The organism is Cupriavidus basilensis, assembly GCF_000876015.1.
Classification (GTDB): Bacteria; Pseudomonadota; Gammaproteobacteria; order Burkholderiales; family Burkholderiaceae; genus Cupriavidus; species Cupriavidus basilensis_B.
Genome location: NZ_BBQM01000007.1, coordinates 30,641 through 49,659 on the forward strand (window position 1 = coordinate 30,641; position 19,019 = coordinate 49,659).

Consider the following 19,019-nt stretch of genomic DNA (forward strand, 5'->3'; position numbering starts at 1 on the left):
CCGCGGGACTACAGCGTGAACTGGCCGTTGGCCTCGGGCTGGAACGACAGTTCGATGACCGTCACGCTCTGCTCGCGCCCGTCCGGCAGGCGATAGCTCACGGTCTGGCCGGCGCGCGCGCCCAGCAGCGCCTGCCCCACCGGCGACAGCACCGAGAGCCGGCCGGCGTCGAAATCGGCGGTGTCCGGATAGGCCAGCGTCCAGCGGCGCGGCGCCGCCTCGCCTTCCAGCGCGCACATCAGGCTGGAGTTCATCGTCACCACGTCCTTCGGAATGGCCTCGGCCGGCACGATGGCGGCGCGCGCGAGGATGCTGTCGAGCATCTCGGCCAGCGGCGCCGCGCCGGCGCGGCTGGCGATGCGCTCGAGGCGGGTGACGTCGAGCTCGGTCAGGTAAAGGGTCGGTTGCTGCTTGGATGAAGCCGTCATGGTGGATCCTCGCTAGGTGTCGGTGCGTGGACCCGGCCCGCGGGCGCGATCCGCGCGGGATCGGCCCGGCGCTGCCAGGTCAGGGAACAAGTCGGGCCGTCGGATGCGACGGAAAAACCGCGAACAGGGTGTGGCTCGGCCCGGTTCGGCGCTTACCTGCGTGCTGGGGAGACGTCAGGCGGTGAACCGGGCGGGATCAGGCGGTGCGCTGACCCGGCGGCAGGCGGTGGCCTGTTTGGCTTGCGCGCGCCGTGCCGGCGCCGCCCACGCGCGCGCGCCGGCCTGCCCGGTACGGGCAGGCGTGGCGGCGGTCGGGACAAGGCGGCAGGGCATCATGCGTGCGGCAAAAGTGGGTGGGCAGTCCGGAGCGAGAGCGGCGAAACAACGGCGAAACAACGACGAAACGGCGGGGGGAAACAGCGGCAAGAACAACCGCGAAACAGCGTGCTTCCCCGAACCGGCGTGGCGCGCGGCGAGAGCGATGGCTCACTCGGCCGCCGCGGACCGGCTCGCCGGCACGCCGCATTCGCCGCTTTTCACCAGCGTGGTGCGCGGCGGACAAAGGGGATCGTAGCACAGGCGCCGCCGTCTCTTAAGAAGGCGCCGGAGACGCCGGCAGGCGTCAATGATGGCCCTGGGGATGCGGATGGCATTCGCAGGCGGCGCCGGCCGCGGCCTGCTGGAGGTTCTGCAGGATGCCGCATTCGCTGGCGGGATGCTGCTGACCGCCGCAGGTATGGCGCAGCGCCCGCAACTGGCCTTCCAGCGCCTCGAGCGCCACGCGCTGGGCGTGGATCTGCTCGATCTGGCGGTCCAGCAGCGCGTTGATGTCGTCGCAGGCGAGCGTGGGATCGCGCTCGAAGTCGCGCAGCCGCCGCACGTCCGACAGGCTCATGCCCAGCGAGCGGCAGTGCCGCACGAAATTGAGCTGCAGCAGATGGCCGTCGCCATAGCGGCGGTAGCCGTTGTCTTCGCGCTGGGGCGCGTCGAGCAGGCCCTCGCGCTCGTAGTAGCGGATGGTTTCCACGTCGCAGCCGCTGTGGCGGGACAGTTCACCGATTCTCATGCCGACTCCGGGTGATGCCTGCATCAGGCAAAAGACCCTGTAGTCGTTACAGGGTTGCCTTGAGTCTAGTCCATCGCGCCCGGTCCCGCCAGCGCGGCTCACGCCACGGCGGGGCCGCGCGCCTCGTCGCGCACGTGCAGCGCGCGCGGCGCGAAGGCCGCGCGCAGCACCTCCACCGCCAGCGCCGGCCGGGCCGCGCCGCACATGAACACGTCCACCGCGGCGAAGCCGTATTCCGGCCAGGTGTGGATGCTGATGTGCGACTCGCGCAGCAGCAGCACGCCGGTCACGCCCAGGCCCGGCCCGAAATGGCGGAAGCGCGCGTCCACCACGGTGGCGCCGGCGGCCTGCGCGGCCTGGTACAGCACGCGCTCGACCAGCGCGGCGTCGGCCAGCAGTTCGGCCGCCACGCCTTGCAGGTCGGCCAGCAGGTGGTGGCCGAGCACGGCCGGGCACGGCAGGGCCGGGGCGTTCATGGCTGCGCGCTCCGCCGGCTCATTTGTGGCCGCCGCCGGAGGACCAGCCGCTCGAGCCGGACGAGCCGCCGCCCCAGCCGCGCCCGCCCGAGTAGCCGGACGAGCCCGAGGAGCCGGAGCCCGCGCGGCCGGTGTCGCCGAGGTTGAAGAAGGTCGTGCCGAACAGCACGATGATGCCGTAGACGAGGTAAAGCAGACGCACGCTGACTCAGTCCTTTCCGGCCCAGCGCCGGACCAGCCAGATCGGCGCCCACAGCAGCAGCAAGCCGATCACGAGGGTGAACCAGCCCCGGCCCGTGACCAGGGCCACGGGCACGTTGAGGATGGCGAGAAGAATGGCGTAGACCTTGGCGCTCTTGCGGCAGAAGGCCAGGTCCGCGCCGCTGTCCGCGGGCCGCGCCGCCGGCAGCGCGCGCGCGGCCTGCGCCAGCCCGGGGCTGGACTTGAACCACTGCGCCACCTGCGCGCGCGCCACGGTGGTCGACAGGGTCCAGACGATCTCGGTGGCCGAGGTCTCGCGCGTGAGGCGCCGCGCCCGCTTGCCGTACTCGGTCAGGCGCGTGGTGTCGCCGACCTGCACGCGCCAGTTGAAGGTGCCGGCCGCGTACAGCACCTCGCTCTGGTAGTCGTAGCCCTGCCGAAAGGTCTGGCCCTGGTAGCTCACGGCATCGCCGGACACCGTGCGCGGCCACGTGTCCAGCACCTCGACGCGGTCCCAGCCGTCCGCCTGCTCGACCAGCCACAGCAGGCCGCGCTGCTCGCTGAACAGCAGGTACTCGACCCAGGTGGAGGCTTCGTCCTCGTCGCGGTCGGTGCACTGCATCAGGCCCAGCACGATGTACGGCGTGCCGTCGATGGTGCCGGTGTCGCCGGGCGCGAGGCTGGTCTGGAGCGCGTCGAGTTCGCGCTGCTTTTCCAGCACCAGCGCGGTCGAGGTGGTGCAGTCGATCTGGCTGTGGCAGCTCGGGCAGACCACGAAGCTGGCCACGCCGGCGCGGTAGGCGATCGGGCCGCCGCAGCCCGGGCAGGCCAGCGGCACGGCCTTGCCGCGGTAGCGGTCGGCGCTGCCGGCGATCTGCTCCTTGTCGCGCAGCAACTGGCACTTGAGCTGGTCCAGCGTGACCGCCGCGCCGGTGTAGACCGCGGGCGGGTAGCCGTCGGCGTAGTCGAGCGTGACGAAGCGGCCCTCGTCGCGGAAGTCCGCCACCTGCGCGGTCCAGCCCGCGCCGACCGCGAACGGCAGCTCGCCCTGGCCGCCGGTGCAGCGCGCGCTGCGCACGTCGCTGGCGAGGTAGCGGTGCTTGTCGAAGAACAGGCTCGCGCCCGGCGCGAGATGCTCGTACCGCGGCAGCGGCGCGCCGTCGAGCTGGGCTGCATCGAGCGGTGCTGCGCCGGCCTGCGCGCCGGCGGCATGGCGCCGCGTCAGCATGTACTGCCCGGAGGCGTCGGCCAGCCAGCCGTCGCTGCCGTCGTCGAACAGCAGGTACCACTCGTTCCACAGCCCGGCGTCGTAGCGCAACTGGATGCGCCCGACCAGCGTGAAGCCCTGGCCGTCCCACTGCCCGCCGGTGCCGAGCTGCAGCGGCGTGTAGTCCTCCAGCACGGCGGACATCTTGCCGATGTCCCTGACCGTGTCCGCATCCTTGAGCAGCGTGCTGTGGCAGTACTCGCACACCACCATCACGGCGGCCGACGAGCGGAACGCCGCCGGCGCGCCGCAGCTTGGGCAGTTGATCTCTTGCATGCGCCGCGCGTCAGCCAACCAGTTTCTTCAGGATCTCGGCCTTGGCGTTGTCGAAGTCGGCCTGCGAGATCAGGCCCTTGTCGAGCAGGTCCTTGAGCTTCTGCAGGCGCGCGGCGGGGTCGTCGGCCGCCGGCGCAGCAGCCGCAGCAGCCGCAGCAGCAGCCGGCGCGGCGGGAGGCACGGCCGGCGCGGGCGCGGCGGCGCCGAGCCCGCCCGCCATCGCCTGGCCCATCACGGCGCCGGCCGCGAGACTCGCGCCCAGGCCCGCCACGCCGCCCTCGTTCTGCGCGGCCAGCGGGATCGAGCTGGCCACCTGGTACTGCGTGTACTTGGCCATATCGCCCATCATGCCCATCGAGATGCGCGTGTCGATGGCCTTCTGCAGTTCTTCCGGCAGCGACACGTTCGTCACCGCGAAATTGTCCAGCGCCACGCCGTAGCGCTCGAACTCCGGCGCGAGCCGCTCGCGGATGGTCTGCGACATCAGCGCCTGGTTGGCGGCCATGTCGAGGAACGGCACCGCGGCGCCGCCGAGCGTGGCGGTCATGGTGGCGACCAGCAGGTTGCGCAGCTGTTCCTCCACCTCGTCGCGCGTGTACTCGGCGCGCGTGCCGCTGATCTCGGTGTAGAACTTCGCCACGTCGGCGATCTTGTACGAGTACAGGCCGAACGCGCGCAGCCGCACCATGCCGAAATCGGCGTCGCGGATGGTGACGGGCTGCGCCGTGCCCCACTTGCGGCCGATCTGCAGGCGCGTGCTGAAGAAATACACGTCCGACTTGAAGGGCGACTCGAACAGCTTGTCCCAGTTCTTCAGGTAGGTCAGCACCGGCAGCGTCTGCGTGGTGAGCTTGTACATGCCGGGCCCGAACACGTCGGCGATCTTGCCTTCGTTGACGAACACCGCCATCTGCGACTCGCGCACGGTCAGGCTGCCGCCGTACTGGATTTCCATGTCCTCCATCGGGTGGCGCCAGGCCAGCACGCCATCGCTGTCCTCGGTCCACTGGATGATGTCGATGAACTGCTTCTTGATGAACGATCCGATGCTCATGGCAATCCCCAGGTTGCGCGATGTTTCAGGACAGGCAGGCGGCGTTGATGGCGCCGACCGTGACCGAGATGGCGCCCATCAGCCCGCCCATGCCGACGTTGTTCGATTCGATGGCCGCGTCCATGTCGGGCAGCGCGCGCGCCAGCCCGGCATAGGCCAGCGCCTGCACCAGCATGGCCCCGACCGCCCACAGCACGAACATCAGGAAGGTGTCGTTGTGCTGGATGCTGGACGACAGCGTGAAGCAGAAGCCGATCATCGCGCCCGACAGCGACAGCGCCGCCGCGAGGTTGCCCTGGCGGATCAGCGCGAACTCGCGGAACGGCGTGATCCTGGTGTAGACTCCGACGAACACGGCCAGCAGCGCCAGGCCGGCCAGCAGGTGCAGCACGTAAGCGTAGATGCCTTGCATCATCGATGTTCTCCGGCGGGTTCCGTGGCGCCGCGGCAAGCCGTCCGTTCAGCACGCATGATCCGTACAGGATGATGGGGACGGCCGCGCGGCGGCATGTAGCGCTCAGGTATGTGGCGCTCAAGTATATCGTCGTCCATTTGCGTACATCGCAACAATTTGCAATCCGGCGGGCGCCATGCCGCCGGCCCGCGCCGACCCTCCCGTCCCTTCCCGTCCCTCTTCTCGCCTCTTGCCCGCTTCCCGCCCCCGCAACGCACCCGAACCGATGCGCGACCGTACCCTTGTTCTTTCGGTGTTGATCGTGGCGTCCTGCGGGCTCGGCTACGAGCTGATCGCCGGCGCCCTGTCCAGCTACCTGCTGGGCGACTCCATCCTCCAGTTCTCCTCGATCATCGGCTGCTACCTGTTCGCGATGGGCGTGGGCTCGTGGCTGTCGCGCTACGTGAAGGACGAGGACGTGCTGGCGCGCTTCATCGACATCGAGATCCTGATCGGCCTGCTCGGCGGCGTCTCGGCGGCGCTGCTGTTCGTGGTGTTCGCGTGGCTGTCGGCGCCGTTCCGCACCGCGCTCTACGCGCTGGTGTTCGTGCTCGGCGTGCTGGTCGGCATGGAGATCCCGCTGGTGATGCGCGTGCTCAACGCGCGCCGCAACGCCTTCAGCGAGCTGGTCAGCCGCGTGCTGACGTTCGACTACCTCGGCGCGCTGGCGGTGTCGCTGGTGTTCCCGCTGGTGCTGGCGCCGCGCCTGGGGCTGTCGCGCACGGGCTTCCTGTTCGGCATGCTCAACGCCGGCGTGGCGCTGGTCACGATCCACATCTTCCGCGCCGAGCTCAAGGCGGTGGTGCCGCGCCTGCTGCGCGCCTCGCTGGTGCTCGCGCTGCTGGCCGGCGGCTTCCTCGGCTCGGGGCAACTGACGCACTGGGCCGAGCGCGGCATGTTCGGCGACGAGATCATCCACAGCCAAAGCACGCCGTACCAGCGGCTGGTGATCACGCGCTGGAAGGACGACCTGCGCCTGTACATCAACGGCAACCTGCAGTTCTCCTCGCGCGACGAGCACCGCTACCACGAGGCGCTGGTGCACCCGCTGCTGCAGGCGCTGCCGTGGGCGCGCCGCGTGCTGGTGATCGGCGGCGGCGACGGCCTGGCCGCGCGCGAGATCCTCAAGCACCGCAACATCGAGCACGTCACGCTGGTGGACCTCGACCCCGCCATGACCACGCTGTTCTCGCGCAGCGCGCCGCTGGTGGCGCTGAACCGGGGCTCGCTCACCGACGCGCGCGTGCGCGTGGTCAACGCCGACGCCGCGCAATGGCTGGAGCAGCACGACGACATGTTCGACGCCATCGTGGTCGACCTGCCCGACCCGTCCAACTTCGGCCTCGGCAAGCTGTACTCGGTGCCGATGTACAGGCTGCTCGCGCACCATCTGGCCGAGAAGGGCTACGCGGTGGTGCAGTCCACCTCGCCGTACTTCGCGCCGCGCTCGTTCTGGGACATCGACGCCACGCTGCGCGAGGCCGGCCTGCATACCTGGCCCTATCACGCCTACGTGCCGTCGTTCGGCGAATGGGGCTTCATCCTGGCCGGCAAGCGCGCCGACTACACGCCGCCCACGCACTATGACGTGCCGATGAAATTCCTCGACGCCGACAGCACCGCGCTGATGTTCCGCTTCCCGGCCGACATGGCGCCGCGCGAGGCGCGCGCGAACCGGCTCAACGAGCAGACGCTGGTGCATGACTTCGAGCAGGACTGGCGCAATGTCATTCGCTAGCGCCGCGGCATCGACCGGCAGGAACACGGGCACGGAGCCGGCATGGACCGCCGCCGCTTCCTGATCGCGGCGGCGGGTACGGCGGGCACCGGCCTGCTGGCCGGCTGCGACCGGCTCGGCGACGAGGCGCGCCGCTTCCTGGCCGGCGTCGGCCTGCGCGAGCCGTGGCCCGCGGTGCTGCGCCCGGGCATGGCCGAAGGCCACGCGCTGCGCGACGCCGCGTCGTGGCCGGCGCCGCAGGACGAAATCGTGACCGAGGTCGCCATCCTCGGCGGCGGCGTGGCCGGCCTCAGCGCGGCCTGGCAACTGGCGCGCGCCGGCCTGCGCGACTTCCTGCTGGTCGAAGGCCCCGAGTTCGGCGGCAACGCGGCGGCGGGCCGCTTCGGCGAACTCGGCTTTCCGCGCGGCGCGCACTACCTGCCGCTGCCCTCGCTCGAATCCGCCCACATCCACGAGATGCTGGCCGACACCGGCGTGATCGCGCGCGACCCGTTCGGCGCGCGGCCCGAGTTCGACGAGCGCGCGCTGGTGCACGCGCCCGACGAGCGCCTGCTGTTCGACGGCAAGTGGCACGACGGCCTGCTGCCCAGCGAGGCGGTGGCCGGCGCGGAAGCGGCCCAGCACGCGCGTTTCCTCGCGCGCATGGCGCAGCTCAAGGACGCGCGCGGCGGCGACGGCCGCAAGGCGTTCGCGATTCCGCTGGCGCTGGCGTCGCAGGACCCGGCCTGGACCGCGCTGGACCGGCAGAGCATGCGCCAGTGGATGGCCGCCGAGGGCTTCACCTCGCCCACGCTGCACGCCTATGTCGACTACTGCTGCCGCGACGACTACGGCGCCGGCCACGACGCGATCTCGGCCTGGGCCGGCGTGTATTACTTCGCCAGCCGCGCCGGCCACGCGGCCAACGCCGCCGACGGCGCGGTGCTGACGTGGCCCGACGGCCTGCACACGCTGGTCGCGCGGCTGGCCGCGCGCATCGACGCGCGCCGCGCCGGCGGCACACCGACCGGCAAGACCGGCACGCGGCCGTGGCGCCAGCCCGGCATGGCCGTGCAGGTGCGCGAGCACGGCCGCGAGGTCCGCGTGCTGTGCGCGCAATGGCCCGGCGGCACGGCCGCCGGCGCGCCGCGCCTGTTCCGCATCCGCGCGCGCCGCGTGATCTGCGCCATGCCGCTGCACGTGGCCGCCCACGTGGCGCCGCTCGCCGCGTTCGGCTTCGACCCGGCGCGGCACCTGCCGCCGAGCGCGCCGTGGCTGGTGTCCAGCTTCCGCCTGCGCGGCTTCCCGGACGAGCGGCCCGGCGTGCCGCTGGCGTGGGACAACGTGGTGCACGGCGGGCGCGGCCTCGGCTACGTGGTCAGCACGCACCAGCTGATCCGGCAGGCCATGCCGGCCGACACGGTGTTTACCGCCTACTGCCCGCTCGATGCCGCCGCGGCGCCGGACATGGCGGCGGGCACCGCGCCGCGCGCGCCGGCCGACACGCGCCGCTGGCTCGCCGCCGCCACCCCGGCCGAGCTGATGGACTACGCCACCACCGACCTGCGCGCCGCCTACGGGCGCGCGTTCTGGCGCCATGCCGACGCGGCGGAGATCACCGTGCGCGGCCACGCGATGGCCTCGCCGCGCCCCGGCTTCCTCGCCAATGCCGGCGCCGCCGCGCTGCGCGACGCCGACGGGCGCATCCTGTTCGCGCATGCCGACCTGTCCGGCCTGTCCGTGTTCGAGGAAGCCGCGTGGTGGGGCACGCGCGCGGCGCGGCGCATCACCGGATGAGCCCGGCCGGGTGACGCCCGCCCCACCCCGGCGCGCGGCCGCATGCGTATTGCGGCATCCTGTAGAATTCCCGGCACGGTTTCGTGTCGAACCCTTCGATCCCGCGAACCCGAACCCGACGTCATCCTTCGTGCGCCCCATCCGCCTGTTGCTGCTGCTCCTGATGCTCGCCGTCATGCCCTTCCAGAGCTGGGCAGGCGCGGCCACGTGCGCGGGCGGCAACATCGGCGCGCCGCACGAACAGGCGTTCGCCGCCGCGGCCGATGAACGCGGCGGCGAAGGCGCCGCCCAGGCTGCCGCGATGCTTTCGGCATTCGATGCCGATACCAACGCCGATCCCGCCGGCCAGGACACCGGCGACGCGAAGGACCCGGCCCAGGGCGGCGCCGACCTCGCCGAATCCCTGCTGCCCGCCGCGCCGCTGCGTTTCGCCGCCAGCCTCGCGCGCGGCAGCGCGCCCGCGCACCGCGCGGGCCTGCTGCCCGATCCCGACCTCCCCCTCCAGCAGCGCCCTCCCAGCGCCTGATTCCCCGCGCGCCGGCCCGGCGCGCACCTCGCTTCCTGCACCTTGCCGCCGGCACCCGTGCGCCGTCCGCGGCGCCGCGTGCGCGCAGTCCGCGCGGCGCGCACGCGCGCGCAAGGTGCCAGCGCCGCTTTGCCGTTGTTCCCTTGACCAGACTGACCTTCCTCACAGACAAGAAATGAAACGCGTCCTGCTCTTCCTGGCGACCAACCTCGCCGTCATGCTCGTGCTCAGCTTCACCGCCAGCCTGCTCGGCGTGAACCGCTTCCTCACCGCCAACGGGCTCAACCTCGGCATGCTGCTGGCGTTCGCCGCGCTGATGGGTTTCGGCGGCTCCTTCATCTCGCTGCTGATGTCCAAAATGATCGCCAAGTGGTCCACCGGCGCCCAGGTCATCACGCACCCGGGCAACAGCACCGAACTGTGGCTGGTGCAGACCGTGCAGAAACTGACCCAGCGCGCCGGCCTGCCGATGCCCGAGGTCGCCATCTACGAAGGCGAGCCCAACGCCTTCGCCACCGGCGCCAGCAAGAACAGCTCGCTGGTGGCGGTCTCCACCGGCCTGCTGCAAAGCATGTCGCACGACGAGGTGGAAGCCGTGCTGGCGCACGAGGTGGCCCACATCGCCAACGGCGACATGGTCACGCTCACGCTGATCCAGGGCGTGGTCAACACCTTCGTGATCTTCCTCGCGCGCGTGGTCGGCTACTTCGTGGACTCGATGCTGCGCAAGAACGACGAAGAGTCGAGCGGCCCCGGCATCGGCTACATGATCACCGTGGTGGTGTGCGAGATCGTGTTCGGCATCCTGGCCAGCATCATCGTGGCCGCCTTCTCGCGCCACCGCGAGTTCCGCGCCGACGCCGGCGCGGCCAGGCTGATGGGCACGCCCTCGCCGATGGTCGCCGCGCTGCGCCGCCTCGGCGGCCTGGAGCCTGACGGCCTGCCGCAGAACATGCAGGCGATGGGCATCGCCGGCGGCAAGTCGTGGCTGTCGCTGTTCTCCAGCCACCCGCCGATCGAGCAGCGCATCGCCGCGCTGCAGGGGCAGCGCTGAGCGGGTTTCCGCTCCCGCTCCCGCACCCGCTGCCGTGGGCTTGCCCGTTCAGGCGCGGAATGCCGCCCGGTAGCGCTCGGGCGTGGTCTGCATGTGCCGCTGGAACGCTTGCCGCATCACGTCGGCGTTGGTGAAGCCGGTGGCGCGGGCGATGCCTTCCAGGCGGCGGCCATCCTTCTCCAGCAGGCGCCGCGCCGCTTCCACGCGCAGGCGCTCCACGTAGCGCGCGGGCGTCTCGCCGACCTGGCGCGCGAACACGCGCGCGAAGTTGCGCGGGCTCATGGCCACGCGCTCGGCCAGCACCGGCACCGACAGGTCGCGCGCCAGGTGCTGCGCCATCCATCCCTGCAATTCCCGCAGCTCCGGGTTCTGCGCGCTCTGCGCCTGCAGCAGCGTGGAGAACTGCGCCTGGTTGCCGGGGCGCTGCAGGAACAGCACCAGCTCGCGCGCCACCGCCAGCGAGGCGGCGTGGCCGAGGTCTTCCTGCACCAGCGACAGCGCCAGGTCCATGCCGGCGGTGACGCCGGCCGAGGTGTAGAGCTCGCCGGCGCGGATCCAGATCGGGTCGGGGTCGACCTCCACCTGCGGATGCTGCGCGGCCAGCCGCGCGGCGTGGCGCCAGTGCGTGGTGGCGCGGCGCGCGTCGAGCAGGCCCGTGCGCGCCAGCACGAAGGCGCCGGTGCACACCGCGCCGAGCCGGCGCACGCGCGGCGCCTGCGCGCGGATCCAGTCGACCAGGCGGGCGTCCTCGGCCGCCGCGCGGTGGCCCGCGCCGCCGGCGATCAGCAGGGTGTCGATCGGGCCGGGCAGCATCTCGCCGATGCGATGGTACGGCGCGTCGGCCAGCAGCCGGATGCCGCTCTCGGTGCGCACCACGGCGTCGTCGCGCGCGCTGGCGACGCGGATGTCGTAGGCCGGCGCGGTGCGGCCTTCGAGGCGGTTGGCGTGGCCGAACACCGCGCTCGGCCCGGTCACGTCGAGTTCCTGCGCCGGGTCCGGCGCGACGATCACGACGATGCGCGGCGGATCGTCCGGCAGGGGAAGGCTGGCTGGCATGGCGTGTGTGGGAAACCTGTGGAGAGGGACGGCCCGCCGATCATACCGGCGCGCGCCGTCATCCGGCCAGCACCGCGCGGCGCGCCACGCCGCGCTGCCATCCGAGCGTGACCAGCAGCGCCACCGCCAGCGCCGGCAGCACGGCGAGGTTGACCGCCTGCCAGCCGTAGCGGTACAGCACCTGCCCGGCCGCCAGCGTGGCCAGCGCGGTCAGCGCCGCGGCGGCGAACTCGGCCAGCGCCTGGGTGCGCGCGCGCTCGGCCGGGCGGTAGCTTTCCGCCAGCAAGGTGGTGCCGCCGACGAACATGAAATTCCAGCCCACGCCCAGGCACAGCAGCGCCACGTAGAACGCCGGCACCGCGGTGGACGCCAGCGCCACCAGCGAACCCACTGCGGCGAGCGCGATGCCGCACATCAGCATCGGCCCGCGGCCAAAGCGCTGCAACAGCCAGCCCGAGAAGAACGACGGCGCGTACATGCCGACCAGGTGCCACTCGATGATCTGCGCGCCCTGGCCGATGGTGTGGCCGCACGCCACCGCGGCGATCGGCGTGGCGGTCATGACGAACATCATCACCGCGTTGCCGATGCCGTTGTTGGCGAACGCGGCCAGGAACACCGGCTGGCGCGCGATCTGCGCGAGCGGGCGCGCGGGCAGCGCGGCGCCATGCTCCCGCGCCGCGGCGTGGGCGGGCGCGTCGCGGTAGCCGAACGCCAGCAGCAGGACGGTGGCCAGCCCGAACACCGCCACCACCGCGTAGGAGCCGGCGAACGGCTGCGCCACCAGCAGGTCGCTGCTCCACGCGGCGATGGCCGGGCCGCACACCGCGGCCACCACGCCGCCGGTCAGCACCGTGGAAATCGCGCGCGGCTTGTCGGCGGCCGGCGCGGCATCGGCGGCGGCCAGCCGGTAGAAGCGCGCGAAGGCCTGGAACACGCCGACCAGCGCGGTGCCCACGCAGAACGCGGCGAAATCATGGTGCGCGATGGCCCACACCGACACCAGCCCGCCTGCGCAGCAGGCCAGCCCGCCCAGGCAGAACGCGGCGCGGCGGCCGAGGCGCTCGATCAGGAACGCCGCCGCGATGGCGGTGACGGCGGACGCCACCGTGATCAGCGCGAACGGCAGCGTGGCCAGCGCCTTGTCCGGCGCCAGCGTGTAGCCGACCAGCCCGGTCAGCGTGAGGTCGACCGACAGGGCCGAGGTGAAGAGAGCCTGGCAGACCGCCAGCAGGCGGGCTTGCGGGATCGCGGGACGTGCCATCGGGGGCGCTCCGGTAAGGACGGGCGTTGGGGATGACACCGAGCGTAAGGAAAGCGCCGCCGCGCCGGCTGACAATGATCCGTGGAATCCTGCCATGTGGATGCGGCGGGCGGCGGGCGGCGGCGGGCCGCGAACAATCAGTCAGTCAGTTGAACACGTCCTGCCGGTAGCGGCCCTGCGCGACCATGCCGGCCAGCCAGTCGGACGCCGCCGCCTCGGGCATGCCGCCCTGCTGCGCGGCGATCTCGATCAGCGTGCGGCGCACCGCGGGCGCCATCTGCCGCCCGTCGCCGCACACGTAGAGGGTGGCGCCGTCGCGCAGCAGCGCCCACACCGCGGCGCGGTCGCGCCACAGCAGGTGCTGCACGAAGCGCTGGTCCGGCGCGCCGGTGGCCGAGTACGCGGCGTGCGCCTGCACCACGCCCGCGTCCTGCCAGCGCGCGATGTCGTCGCGGTACAGCCAGTCGTGCGCGGGATGGCGGCAGCCGTAATAAAGCTGGCTGGCGGCGACGCGCATGCCGGCGGCCCGCTGCGCCGCGCGCTCCTCCAGGAAGCCGCGGAACGGCGCGATGCCGGTGCCGGGGCCGACCAGGATCATCGGCCGGGCGGGATCGGCGTCGGGCACGAACGGCGGGTTCGGCGTGCGGATGCCGGCGGCCACCACCGCGCCGGGCGCCAGTCCCTGCAGCCAGGTCGAGGCCACGCCGCGGAACATGCCGCGCCCGGACAGCGCGGGCGCCCACACCGTGCCGACCGTGATCGCGGCCACGTCCGGCGACACCGCCGGCGACGAGGCGATCGAATAGAGGCGCGGGCGCATCGCCACGGTGCAGGCCAGCAGGCCGGCCAGCGTCAGCTCGATGGCGGGATGGCGCGCCAGCACGTCGGCCAGCGCGAGGCGCGGCGCCGCCACCCGCGCGGCGTAGCCGGCGGCGGGATCGTCCGAGCCGAGCTGCTCCAGCGCGGCGCGCGTGCGCGGGCAGCGCGTGTATTGCAGCAGCGTGCGCAGGGTCTGGCGCGACACCACGTCCTGCAGCTCGATGAAGTGCGTGAGCAGCTCGCGCACCGGCAGCGCCTCTTCCAGCGGCAGGCCGCGCGCGGCGCCGGCGTGCGCGGCCGACAGCGTCGCCATCGCGTCGGGATCGAGGTCGAGCCGCGCGCACAGGTCGTCCACCACGGCCGGCTGGTTCTGCGGGTACACCGCGAGGTGGTCGCCGGTGGCGTAGCGCACGCCTTCGGGCAGGCGCAGGCGGATGTCGCGCGTGGAGGTCCGAGGCGCCTCGCGCGCGAAGTCCCACAGGCCGGCGGGATCGCTGACCAGCTCGGTGTTGGCCAGCACCGTGAACGCCTGCGTGGACGGCGGCAGCGTGCCGGCGCGGATGGCGGCGATGCCGCGCAGCCGCACCGCGATCGCGCCGGCCGCGGCGGCGGGCGCCTCCGGCCCGGCGCCCTGCGCCTCGCGCAGCGCTTGCAGCGCCTGCCACAGCGCGGCCAGCCATTGCCCGGCGGCGTGGTCGAAGTCGCCGTTGCCGTCGGCCTCGCCGCGCGCCAGCAGCGGGGTGGCGCCGGCCGCGTCGAAGAACGCCTGCACGCGCTTGGGAAACGCCTGGTAGGTGGCCCATTGCGAGTTGCCGCAGCCGAGCACGGCGAAGCGCAGGCCGGGCGCGCGGTAGCCGGCAGGCGCCTGCGCCTGCGCGTCGAGCATGGCCTCGAAGCGGCGCGCCGAATCGGGCGCGCGGCCGTTGTAGGTGGCCGCCACGATCACCGCCAGCCCATCGGTCGGCAGCGTGTCCACGGCGGCGTCGAGATCGCGCAGCGTGGCGGCGAAGCCGGCCTGCAGCGCGCCCGCGTGGATCTGCTCGGCGAGCTCGCGCGCGGTGCCCAGGCTGGAGCCGCACAGCACCGCCAGCGGCAGGCCGCCGCCGTGCACCGCCGGGCGCGCGGGCTGCGCCGCGGCCGCGCCGGCCTGCGCCGCGGCGATGCGCTCGTGCGGGCGGCGCCGGCGCGCGCGCAGCGTGAAGCCGTCGGGCTTGAGCGTGAGCGTTTCCTTGATGCGGAACTGGTAGTCGTGCGGATCGCTGAACTGGAAATTGCGCAGCATCAGCGCCAGCGCCAGCTTGGCCTCGGTCAGCGCGAACTGCCGGCCGATGCAGGCGCGCTCGCCGTTGCCGAACGGCTTGTAGGCATGCGGATGGATGCGCGCCTCGTTCTCGGGCAGGAAGCGGTCGATGTCGAAGCGCTCGGGGTCGGCCCACACCTTGGGGTCGCGGTGCAGCCCGGTGAGCACCACCGACAGGCGGCGGTCCTTCCGGATAAGGTAGCGCCCGCCCAGCAGCGTGTCCTCGAACGGCGCCACCGAGAAGCCCGGCGCGGTCGGCCACAGCCGCAGCGTTTCCTTGAGCACGCGGTCGATCACCTGCAGGCGCGCGAGGTCGGCGTAGGCCGGCGGCGCGTCGCCGGGCAGCACGGCGTCCACCTCGGCGTAGGCCTGCGCCAGCACGCCCGGATGGCGCATCAGCTCGTACAGCGCGAAGGTCAGCATCCCGCTGGTGGTCTCGTGCCCGGCGATCAGGAAGGTGATGACCTGGTTGCGGATGTTCACGTCGTCCAGGCGCTCGCCGCTGTCGGGGTCGCGCGCGTCGAGCATCAGGTTGAGCAGGTCGGGCTCGGGCGCCTGGCCGCGCGCGGCCGCCGCGCGGCGCTGCCTGACCACGTCGTCGACCAGCTCGCGCATGAAGCCGACGTCGGCGGCGAACTTGCGGTGCGCCGCGTGCATGAACTTGTCCTTGATGGCCAGGCGCGTGAGCTTGCCCATCGCTTCCTCGAGCGCGCCGACCATCGCGCCGATGAACGGATGCAGCTGCGCGCTGGCGAACGAGTCGAAGTCGTAGCCGAAGCCCGACAGCGCGATGGTGTCGAGCGTGAGGCGCGTCATGTCGTCGGCCACCGCGATGTCGGCGTCGGGCCCCTGGCGCTCCCACTTGCCGACCAGCCGGTTGGCCACGCGCAGCATCACGTCGAAGTAGCCCTTCATGGCGCGCTGGCTGAACGCGGGCATCAGGATGCGGTGCGCGCGGCCCCAGTTCTCCTCGCCGTGGTCGGCGGTAAACAGGCCGTCGCCGCCGACGTCGCGCAGGTAGGACAGCGGCGGGCCGATCAGCTTGCGGAAACGGCGCCCGTCGGCCAGCTCGGCCACCAGCCCGGCATCGCTGACGAAAGCCACGTGCCGGCCGGCGAAGTTCAGCTCGAAGATGCCGTCGAACTCGCGGCTGCGCGCCAGCAGATGCTGGGCGACCATGCCCGGCGTGACCTGCAGCAGGTTGCCGACCACGGGCCAGCCGGGCGCCTGCGGGATGGGTTCGGGCTGGCGCGCGGCCGGCGCATCGGGCTGGCGGTCGGGCGCACGGTCGGGCACGCGGTCGGGCACGCGGTCGGCGGCGGCGGATGCCGGGTTGGGCACTGGCTGCATGTTCAGGTCACCGTTCGAAGGCGGCGCGCGGGCGCCGGGGTTGTCTCGCGTTCGTTGTTCTTGTGGGCGTAGACAAATGTCTACTTTTGCAGCAAAGTAGACGAACGCAGACCGAGTGTCAATTCCAAACCGGCATTTCACGGCGGGTGCGCACGAAGCGGCTTATCCGGCCAGACAATTCAGACAGACGGAAACCAATGGACGACGTTGCCGCCGGCAAACGCAAACTGATCGACGCCGCGCTGCGCCTGGCCGCCGCGCGGCGCAGCTTCGCCGGCCTGGGCCTGCGCGAGCTCGCGCGCGAGGCGGGGCTCAACCCCAACACCTTCTACCGCCATTTCCGCGACATGGAGGACCTCGCGCTGACCGCCGTGGCCGAGGTCGGCGCCGAGCTGCGCCCGATGCTGCGCGCGGTGCGCTGGGCGGCCGCGCGCGACAACCCGGACGAGGTGGCCACGCGCGCGTGCGCGGCGTTCTTCGCCTACGCCGAGGCGCACCGGGATGCCTTTTTCGTCGGCGTGTGCGGCAGCACCGGGCCGCAGCCGGCGCTGCGCGACGCGGTGCGCCAGCTGCTGGCCGACATCGCCGCCGAGATGGCGGAGGACATCGAGCGGCTGGGGCTGTGCCCGGGCCTGCCGCGCGCGGCGCTCGACGATCTCTCGGGCTACGTGGTGTCCTACCTGTTCCACCTGTCGACCGATTATCTCGAAGCCGACGCGGCGGGCCGCCGCCGGCGCATCGAGCAGTCGCGGCAACTGGTGTGCTGGCTGCTGCGCGGCGCCGCCGCGCAGCAAGGCGGGCGGGCGCAAGCGGCAGCACCAGCACCATCGGCAGCCGCGGCGCGCAAGCGCAAGCCGCGGCAGGCGCAGCCGCACTGAACGCGGCGGGCGCCGGCGCTCAGGCCAGCCGCGCGTAGCCGGCGGCCACCGCGGCGCGCGCCATGTGCGCCACCGGCGCGTAGTGCGCGAGGCCGGTGCGGGCGATGCCGCGCAGCCGCAGCCGCCGCGCCAGCGCGGGCTCGGCCTCGATCACGCGCGCCAGCACGTCGCCCACGCGCGCGCTCTGCGCCGGGCTGGCATGGCGCGAGCACACCAGCGGCAGGCCGGGCGCCGACGCGGTGCCGGCGATCTGGCGCAGCGCCGCCAGCCGTCCGGGCAGGTGGTCGCGCGCGAAGGCCAGCGTGACGCAGTCGATGGCCGCCACGTCGGCGTCGCCGCGCGCCACGGCGTCGAGCGAGGCCAGGTGCGAGCCGGTGCACAGCGCCGCGGCGAAGAAGCGCCCGCCGCGCGCCAGCGGCGCCACCGCGTGGCGCAGCGCGTTCATGCCGCTGTGCGAGGCCTCGTCGTTGTACGCCACGCGCAGCCCGCGGCAATCGGCCAGGCTGTCGGGGCCGTCGGCGCGCGCCACGATCGCGCTGCGATAACGCTCGCCGTCGCAGCCCGGCGCGTCGAACAGCGGCGTGCCGATCACGCGCACGTGGCGCTGCAGGCCTTGCACCAGCGGGTAGCCGCAGGTCTGCGACAGCAGCAGGTCCGGGCGGCGCCAGAATTCGTGCAGTTGCGCATGCGTGGCGCCGGGCTCGACGGCGCGCAGGAACAGCGGATCGCGCCCGCGCGCGAGCACCGCCGCCACGCGCGCAATCAGGGCCAGCCAGTCTTCGCGCAGCGCGGGCGATACGTTGTACATGGGCAGCGCGGCCACCCAGTGCCGGCGGTCATCCATGCGCGCTCACCCGGTCAGGCGCGCGCGCGCGTCGTTGCCGGCCCGCCGGTCTGCCGTGGCGGGTGTGGCCGGCATGGCCGGCGTGGCCACGGCGGCGCCGCGGAACAGCGGATGCACCACCGGCGCGGCCGGCCGCAGCGCGAAGCGCGCCAGCCATTCGCCGTACCCGTTCACCACGAAGCCGCCGCTGCGCCGCCGGTAGCCCGCCGCGCGCGCGCGATAGACGCGCCCGAGGGCAAACCACGGCAGCGCCGGCAAGTCGTGGTGGACCAGGTGGAAGTTGTTGTTGAGAAACAGCAGCCGCCACGGCCACGCCGCCTCGTTGAGCACGCTGCGCCGCGCCGGCAGCGCGTGCGGGCGGTGCTCCTGGAACGAGCGCACCGACGACAGCGCCAGCGCGGGATAGGCCACGCCCGCCAGCATCAGCCACGGCGCGATGCCGCACGCGCGGTCGAGCCACAGCAGCAGCGCGGCCAGCGCGAGCAGGTGCGCGGCCCACATCGGCAGGTCGCGCAGGTCGCCGGCGCGCAACCGGCGCGCGGCGTCGGCCGCGCTGCGCGCGATGGCGAAGGCCGGGCCCAGCAGCAGGCGCCCCGCCATCGTGTTGCGCCAGCGCAGCAGCGTGCGCCGCAGGGGGCCGGCGGCCTGCCAGTCGCCCGGCAGCAGGAAGTAGCTCTCCGGATCGGCGCCGGGATGGGTCAGGTCGTCGTGCGCGTGATGCCGCAGGTGCTCGCGGCGATAGAGCCCGTACGGAAACCACACCGCCAGCGGCGCCATGCCGAACAGCGCGTTGAGCCACGGCAGGCGCGTGGGATGGCCGTGCAGCAGCTCGTGCTGCAGCGACATGTACCAGGTGGAGGCGAGTACCAGCAGCGCCAGCGCGAGCGGCAGGCCCAGGCGGGCCGCGTTGAGCGCCGCGCCGAACCACAGCGCGTAGACCGCCGCGATCAGCAGCCAGGTGGGCAGTTCGGTGCGCCAGAGCCAGGCGCGGCTGGCGCGCGCGATGTCCGCGCGCTGGAGGTCGTCCAGGTAGATTGCCATTGCGTCATCGTGGAACGGTGGCGGGCTGTACGGCAATCGAGGCGATGCGGACACCCAGGGCGTCGCGGCCGGCGGCGCCGGCACGAAACGTCAGTCCAGCTTACGCGCCGTGGCGCAAAACGGAACGAAGGAAAGCCGATATGGATATGCA

Annotated in this window: 17 protein-coding genes; 5 read left to right on the forward strand and 12 right to left on the reverse strand. The window is 72.7% G+C overall.

The annotated features are described in order from the left end of the window. Positions 1-8: 8 nt before the first annotated feature. The 7 genes from rnk to KF708C_RS04505 all read right to left on the reverse strand — a co-directional run bounded on the left by rnk (position 9) and on the right by KF708C_RS04505 (position 5,180). Positions 9-428 (reverse strand): nucleoside diphosphate kinase regulator, encoded by a 420-nt coding sequence (gene rnk / locus KF708C_RS04475; RefSeq protein ID WP_020200386.1) that lies wholly within the window; start codon positions 426-428, stop codon positions 9-11. Between the two features lie 622 nt (positions 429-1,050). Beyond that, the gene (locus KF708C_RS04480) at positions 1,051-1,494 is read right to left on the reverse strand and encodes a Cd(II)/Pb(II)-responsive transcriptional regulator (RefSeq protein ID WP_020200387.1); all 444 of its coding nucleotides are present in this window, start codon (positions 1,492-1,494) and stop codon (positions 1,051-1,053) included. Between the two features lie 98 nt (positions 1,495-1,592). Further along, positions 1,593-1,970, reverse strand: coding sequence for an adenosylmethionine decarboxylase (speD, locus tag KF708C_RS04485; protein ID WP_020200388.1), 378 nt, complete (start codon positions 1,968-1,970; stop codon positions 1,593-1,595). Between the two features lie 19 nt (positions 1,971-1,989). Further along, complete coding sequence (locus KF708C_RS04490) at positions 1,990-2,172, reverse strand: hypothetical protein (protein ID WP_020200389.1); 183 nt, start codon at positions 2,170-2,172, stop codon at positions 1,990-1,992. 6 nt (positions 2,173-2,178) lie between these two features. Further along, the gene (locus tag KF708C_RS04495; protein ID WP_059410879.1) at positions 2,179-3,714 is read right to left on the reverse strand and encodes a DUF4178 domain-containing protein; all 1,536 of its coding nucleotides are present in this window, start codon (positions 3,712-3,714) and stop codon (positions 2,179-2,181) included. Between the two features lie 10 nt (positions 3,715-3,724). Next, complete coding sequence (locus KF708C_RS04500; protein WP_059410880.1) at positions 3,725-4,768, reverse strand: SPFH domain-containing protein; 1,044 nt, start codon at positions 4,766-4,768, stop codon at positions 3,725-3,727. A 25-nt stretch (positions 4,769-4,793) separates the two neighbouring features. Further along, positions 4,794-5,180, reverse strand: coding sequence for a DUF350 domain-containing protein (locus KF708C_RS04505; protein WP_029043048.1), 387 nt, complete (start codon positions 5,178-5,180; stop codon positions 4,794-4,796). Between the two features lie 268 nt (positions 5,181-5,448). Between KF708C_RS04505 and KF708C_RS04510 the strand changes: the two genes are divergently transcribed. The 4 genes from KF708C_RS04510 (at position 5,449) to htpX (ending at position 10,316) form a co-directional block, all read left to right on the forward strand. Then, on the forward strand, positions 5,449-6,960 hold the full coding sequence (locus tag KF708C_RS04510) for a polyamine aminopropyltransferase (protein ID WP_059410881.1): 1,512 nt from the start codon (positions 5,449-5,451) through the stop codon (positions 6,958-6,960). Positions 6,961-7,002: 42 nt separating this feature from the next. After that, a complete protein-coding gene (locus KF708C_RS04515; RefSeq protein WP_059410882.1) occupies positions 7,003-8,736 on the forward strand; it encodes an NAD(P)/FAD-dependent oxidoreductase in 1,734 nt (577 codons plus the stop codon). Positions 8,737-8,884: 148 nt separating this feature from the next. Next, a complete protein-coding gene (locus KF708C_RS04520) occupies positions 8,885-9,262 on the forward strand; it encodes a hypothetical protein (RefSeq protein ID WP_059410883.1) in 378 nt (125 codons plus the stop codon). Between the two features lie 175 nt (positions 9,263-9,437). Next, positions 9,438-10,316 (forward strand): protease HtpX, encoded by an 879-nt coding sequence (gene htpX / locus KF708C_RS04525; RefSeq protein ID WP_059410884.1) that lies wholly within the window; start codon positions 9,438-9,440, stop codon positions 10,314-10,316. 48 nt (positions 10,317-10,364) lie between these two features. Here htpX and KF708C_RS04530 read toward each other — a convergent pair whose 3' ends face one another. The 3 genes from KF708C_RS04530 to KF708C_RS04540 form a co-directional block, all read right to left on the reverse strand. Then, on the reverse strand, positions 10,365-11,372 hold the full coding sequence (locus KF708C_RS04530) for a GlxA family transcriptional regulator (protein WP_059410885.1): 1,008 nt from the start codon (positions 11,370-11,372) through the stop codon (positions 10,365-10,367). A gap of 58 nt (positions 11,373-11,430) precedes the next feature. Then, positions 11,431-12,636, reverse strand: a complete 1,206-nt coding sequence (locus KF708C_RS04535) for an MFS transporter (RefSeq protein WP_059410886.1) — start codon at positions 12,634-12,636, stop codon at positions 11,431-11,433. 145 nt (positions 12,637-12,781) lie between these two features. Next, positions 12,782-16,105 carry a bifunctional cytochrome P450/NADPH--P450 reductase gene (locus KF708C_RS04540; protein WP_231586384.1) on the reverse strand — a complete coding sequence of 1,108 codons (3,324 nt, stop codon included), beginning with the start codon at positions 16,103-16,105 and terminating at the stop codon, positions 12,782-12,784. A gap of 197 nt (positions 16,106-16,302) precedes the next feature. Here KF708C_RS04540 and KF708C_RS04545 point away from each other — a divergent pair, with 197 nt between their 5' ends. Then, complete coding sequence (locus tag KF708C_RS04545; protein ID WP_059410887.1) at positions 16,303-16,983, forward strand: TetR family transcriptional regulator; 681 nt, start codon at positions 16,303-16,305, stop codon at positions 16,981-16,983. Positions 16,984-17,002: 19 nt separating this feature from the next. On the opposite strand, the gene KF708C_RS04550 is transcribed toward KF708C_RS04545, so the two are convergent. Further along, complete coding sequence (locus tag KF708C_RS04550) at positions 17,003-17,827, reverse strand: phosphate/phosphite/phosphonate ABC transporter substrate-binding protein (protein ID WP_059410888.1); 825 nt, start codon at positions 17,825-17,827, stop codon at positions 17,003-17,005. A 6-nt stretch (positions 17,828-17,833) separates the two neighbouring features. Next, positions 17,834-18,868, reverse strand: coding sequence for a fatty acid desaturase (locus KF708C_RS04555; protein ID WP_059410889.1), 1,035 nt, complete (start codon positions 18,866-18,868; stop codon positions 17,834-17,836). Positions 18,869-19,019: the final 151 nt, after the last annotated feature.

Excerpts from the sequence above, each read along its gene's own strand:
- KF708C_RS04510 (WP_059410881.1), top strand. The coding sequence starts at position 5,449 with ATGCGCGACCGTACCCTTGTTCTTTCGGTGTTGATCGTGGCGTCCTGC.
- speD (WP_020200388.1), bottom strand. The coding sequence starts at position 1,970 with ATGAACGCCCCGGCCCTGCCGTGCCCGGCCGTGCTCGGCCACCACCTG.
- KF708C_RS04495 (WP_059410879.1), bottom strand. The coding sequence starts at position 3,714 with ATGCAAGAGATCAACTGCCCAAGCTGCGGCGCGCCGGCGGCGTTCCGC.
- KF708C_RS04545 (WP_059410887.1), top strand. The coding sequence starts at position 16,303 with ATGGACGACGTTGCCGCCGGCAAACGCAAACTGATCGACGCCGCGCTG.
- KF708C_RS04530 (WP_059410885.1), bottom strand. The coding sequence starts at position 11,372 with ATGCCAGCCAGCCTTCCCCTGCCGGACGATCCGCCGCGCATCGTCGTG.
- KF708C_RS04535 (WP_059410886.1), bottom strand. The coding sequence starts at position 12,636 with ATGGCACGTCCCGCGATCCCGCAAGCCCGCCTGCTGGCGGTCTGCCAG.
- KF708C_RS04500 (WP_059410880.1), bottom strand. The coding sequence starts at position 4,768 with ATGAGCATCGGATCGTTCATCAAGAAGCAGTTCATCGACATCATCCAG.
- htpX (WP_059410884.1), top strand. The coding sequence starts at position 9,438 with ATGAAACGCGTCCTGCTCTTCCTGGCGACCAACCTCGCCGTCATGCTC.
- KF708C_RS04555 (WP_059410889.1), bottom strand. The coding sequence starts at position 18,868 with ATGGCAATCTACCTGGACGACCTCCAGCGCGCGGACATCGCGCGCGCC.
- KF708C_RS04480 (WP_020200387.1), bottom strand. The coding sequence starts at position 1,494 with ATGAGAATCGGTGAACTGTCCCGCCACAGCGGCTGCGACGTGGAAACC.
- KF708C_RS04505 (WP_029043048.1), bottom strand. The coding sequence starts at position 5,180 with ATGCAAGGCATCTACGCTTACGTGCTGCACCTGCTGGCCGGCCTGGCG.
- rnk (WP_020200386.1), bottom strand. The coding sequence starts at position 428 with ATGACGGCTTCATCCAAGCAGCAACCGACCCTTTACCTGACCGAGCTC.
- KF708C_RS04540 (WP_231586384.1), bottom strand. The coding sequence starts at position 16,105 with ATGCAGCCAGTGCCCAACCCGGCATCCGCCGCCGCCGACCGCGTGCCC.
- KF708C_RS04550 (WP_059410888.1), bottom strand. The coding sequence starts at position 17,827 with ATGGATGACCGCCGGCACTGGGTGGCCGCGCTGCCCATGTACAACGTA.
- KF708C_RS04515 (WP_059410882.1), top strand. The coding sequence starts at position 7,003 with ATGGACCGCCGCCGCTTCCTGATCGCGGCGGCGGGTACGGCGGGCACC.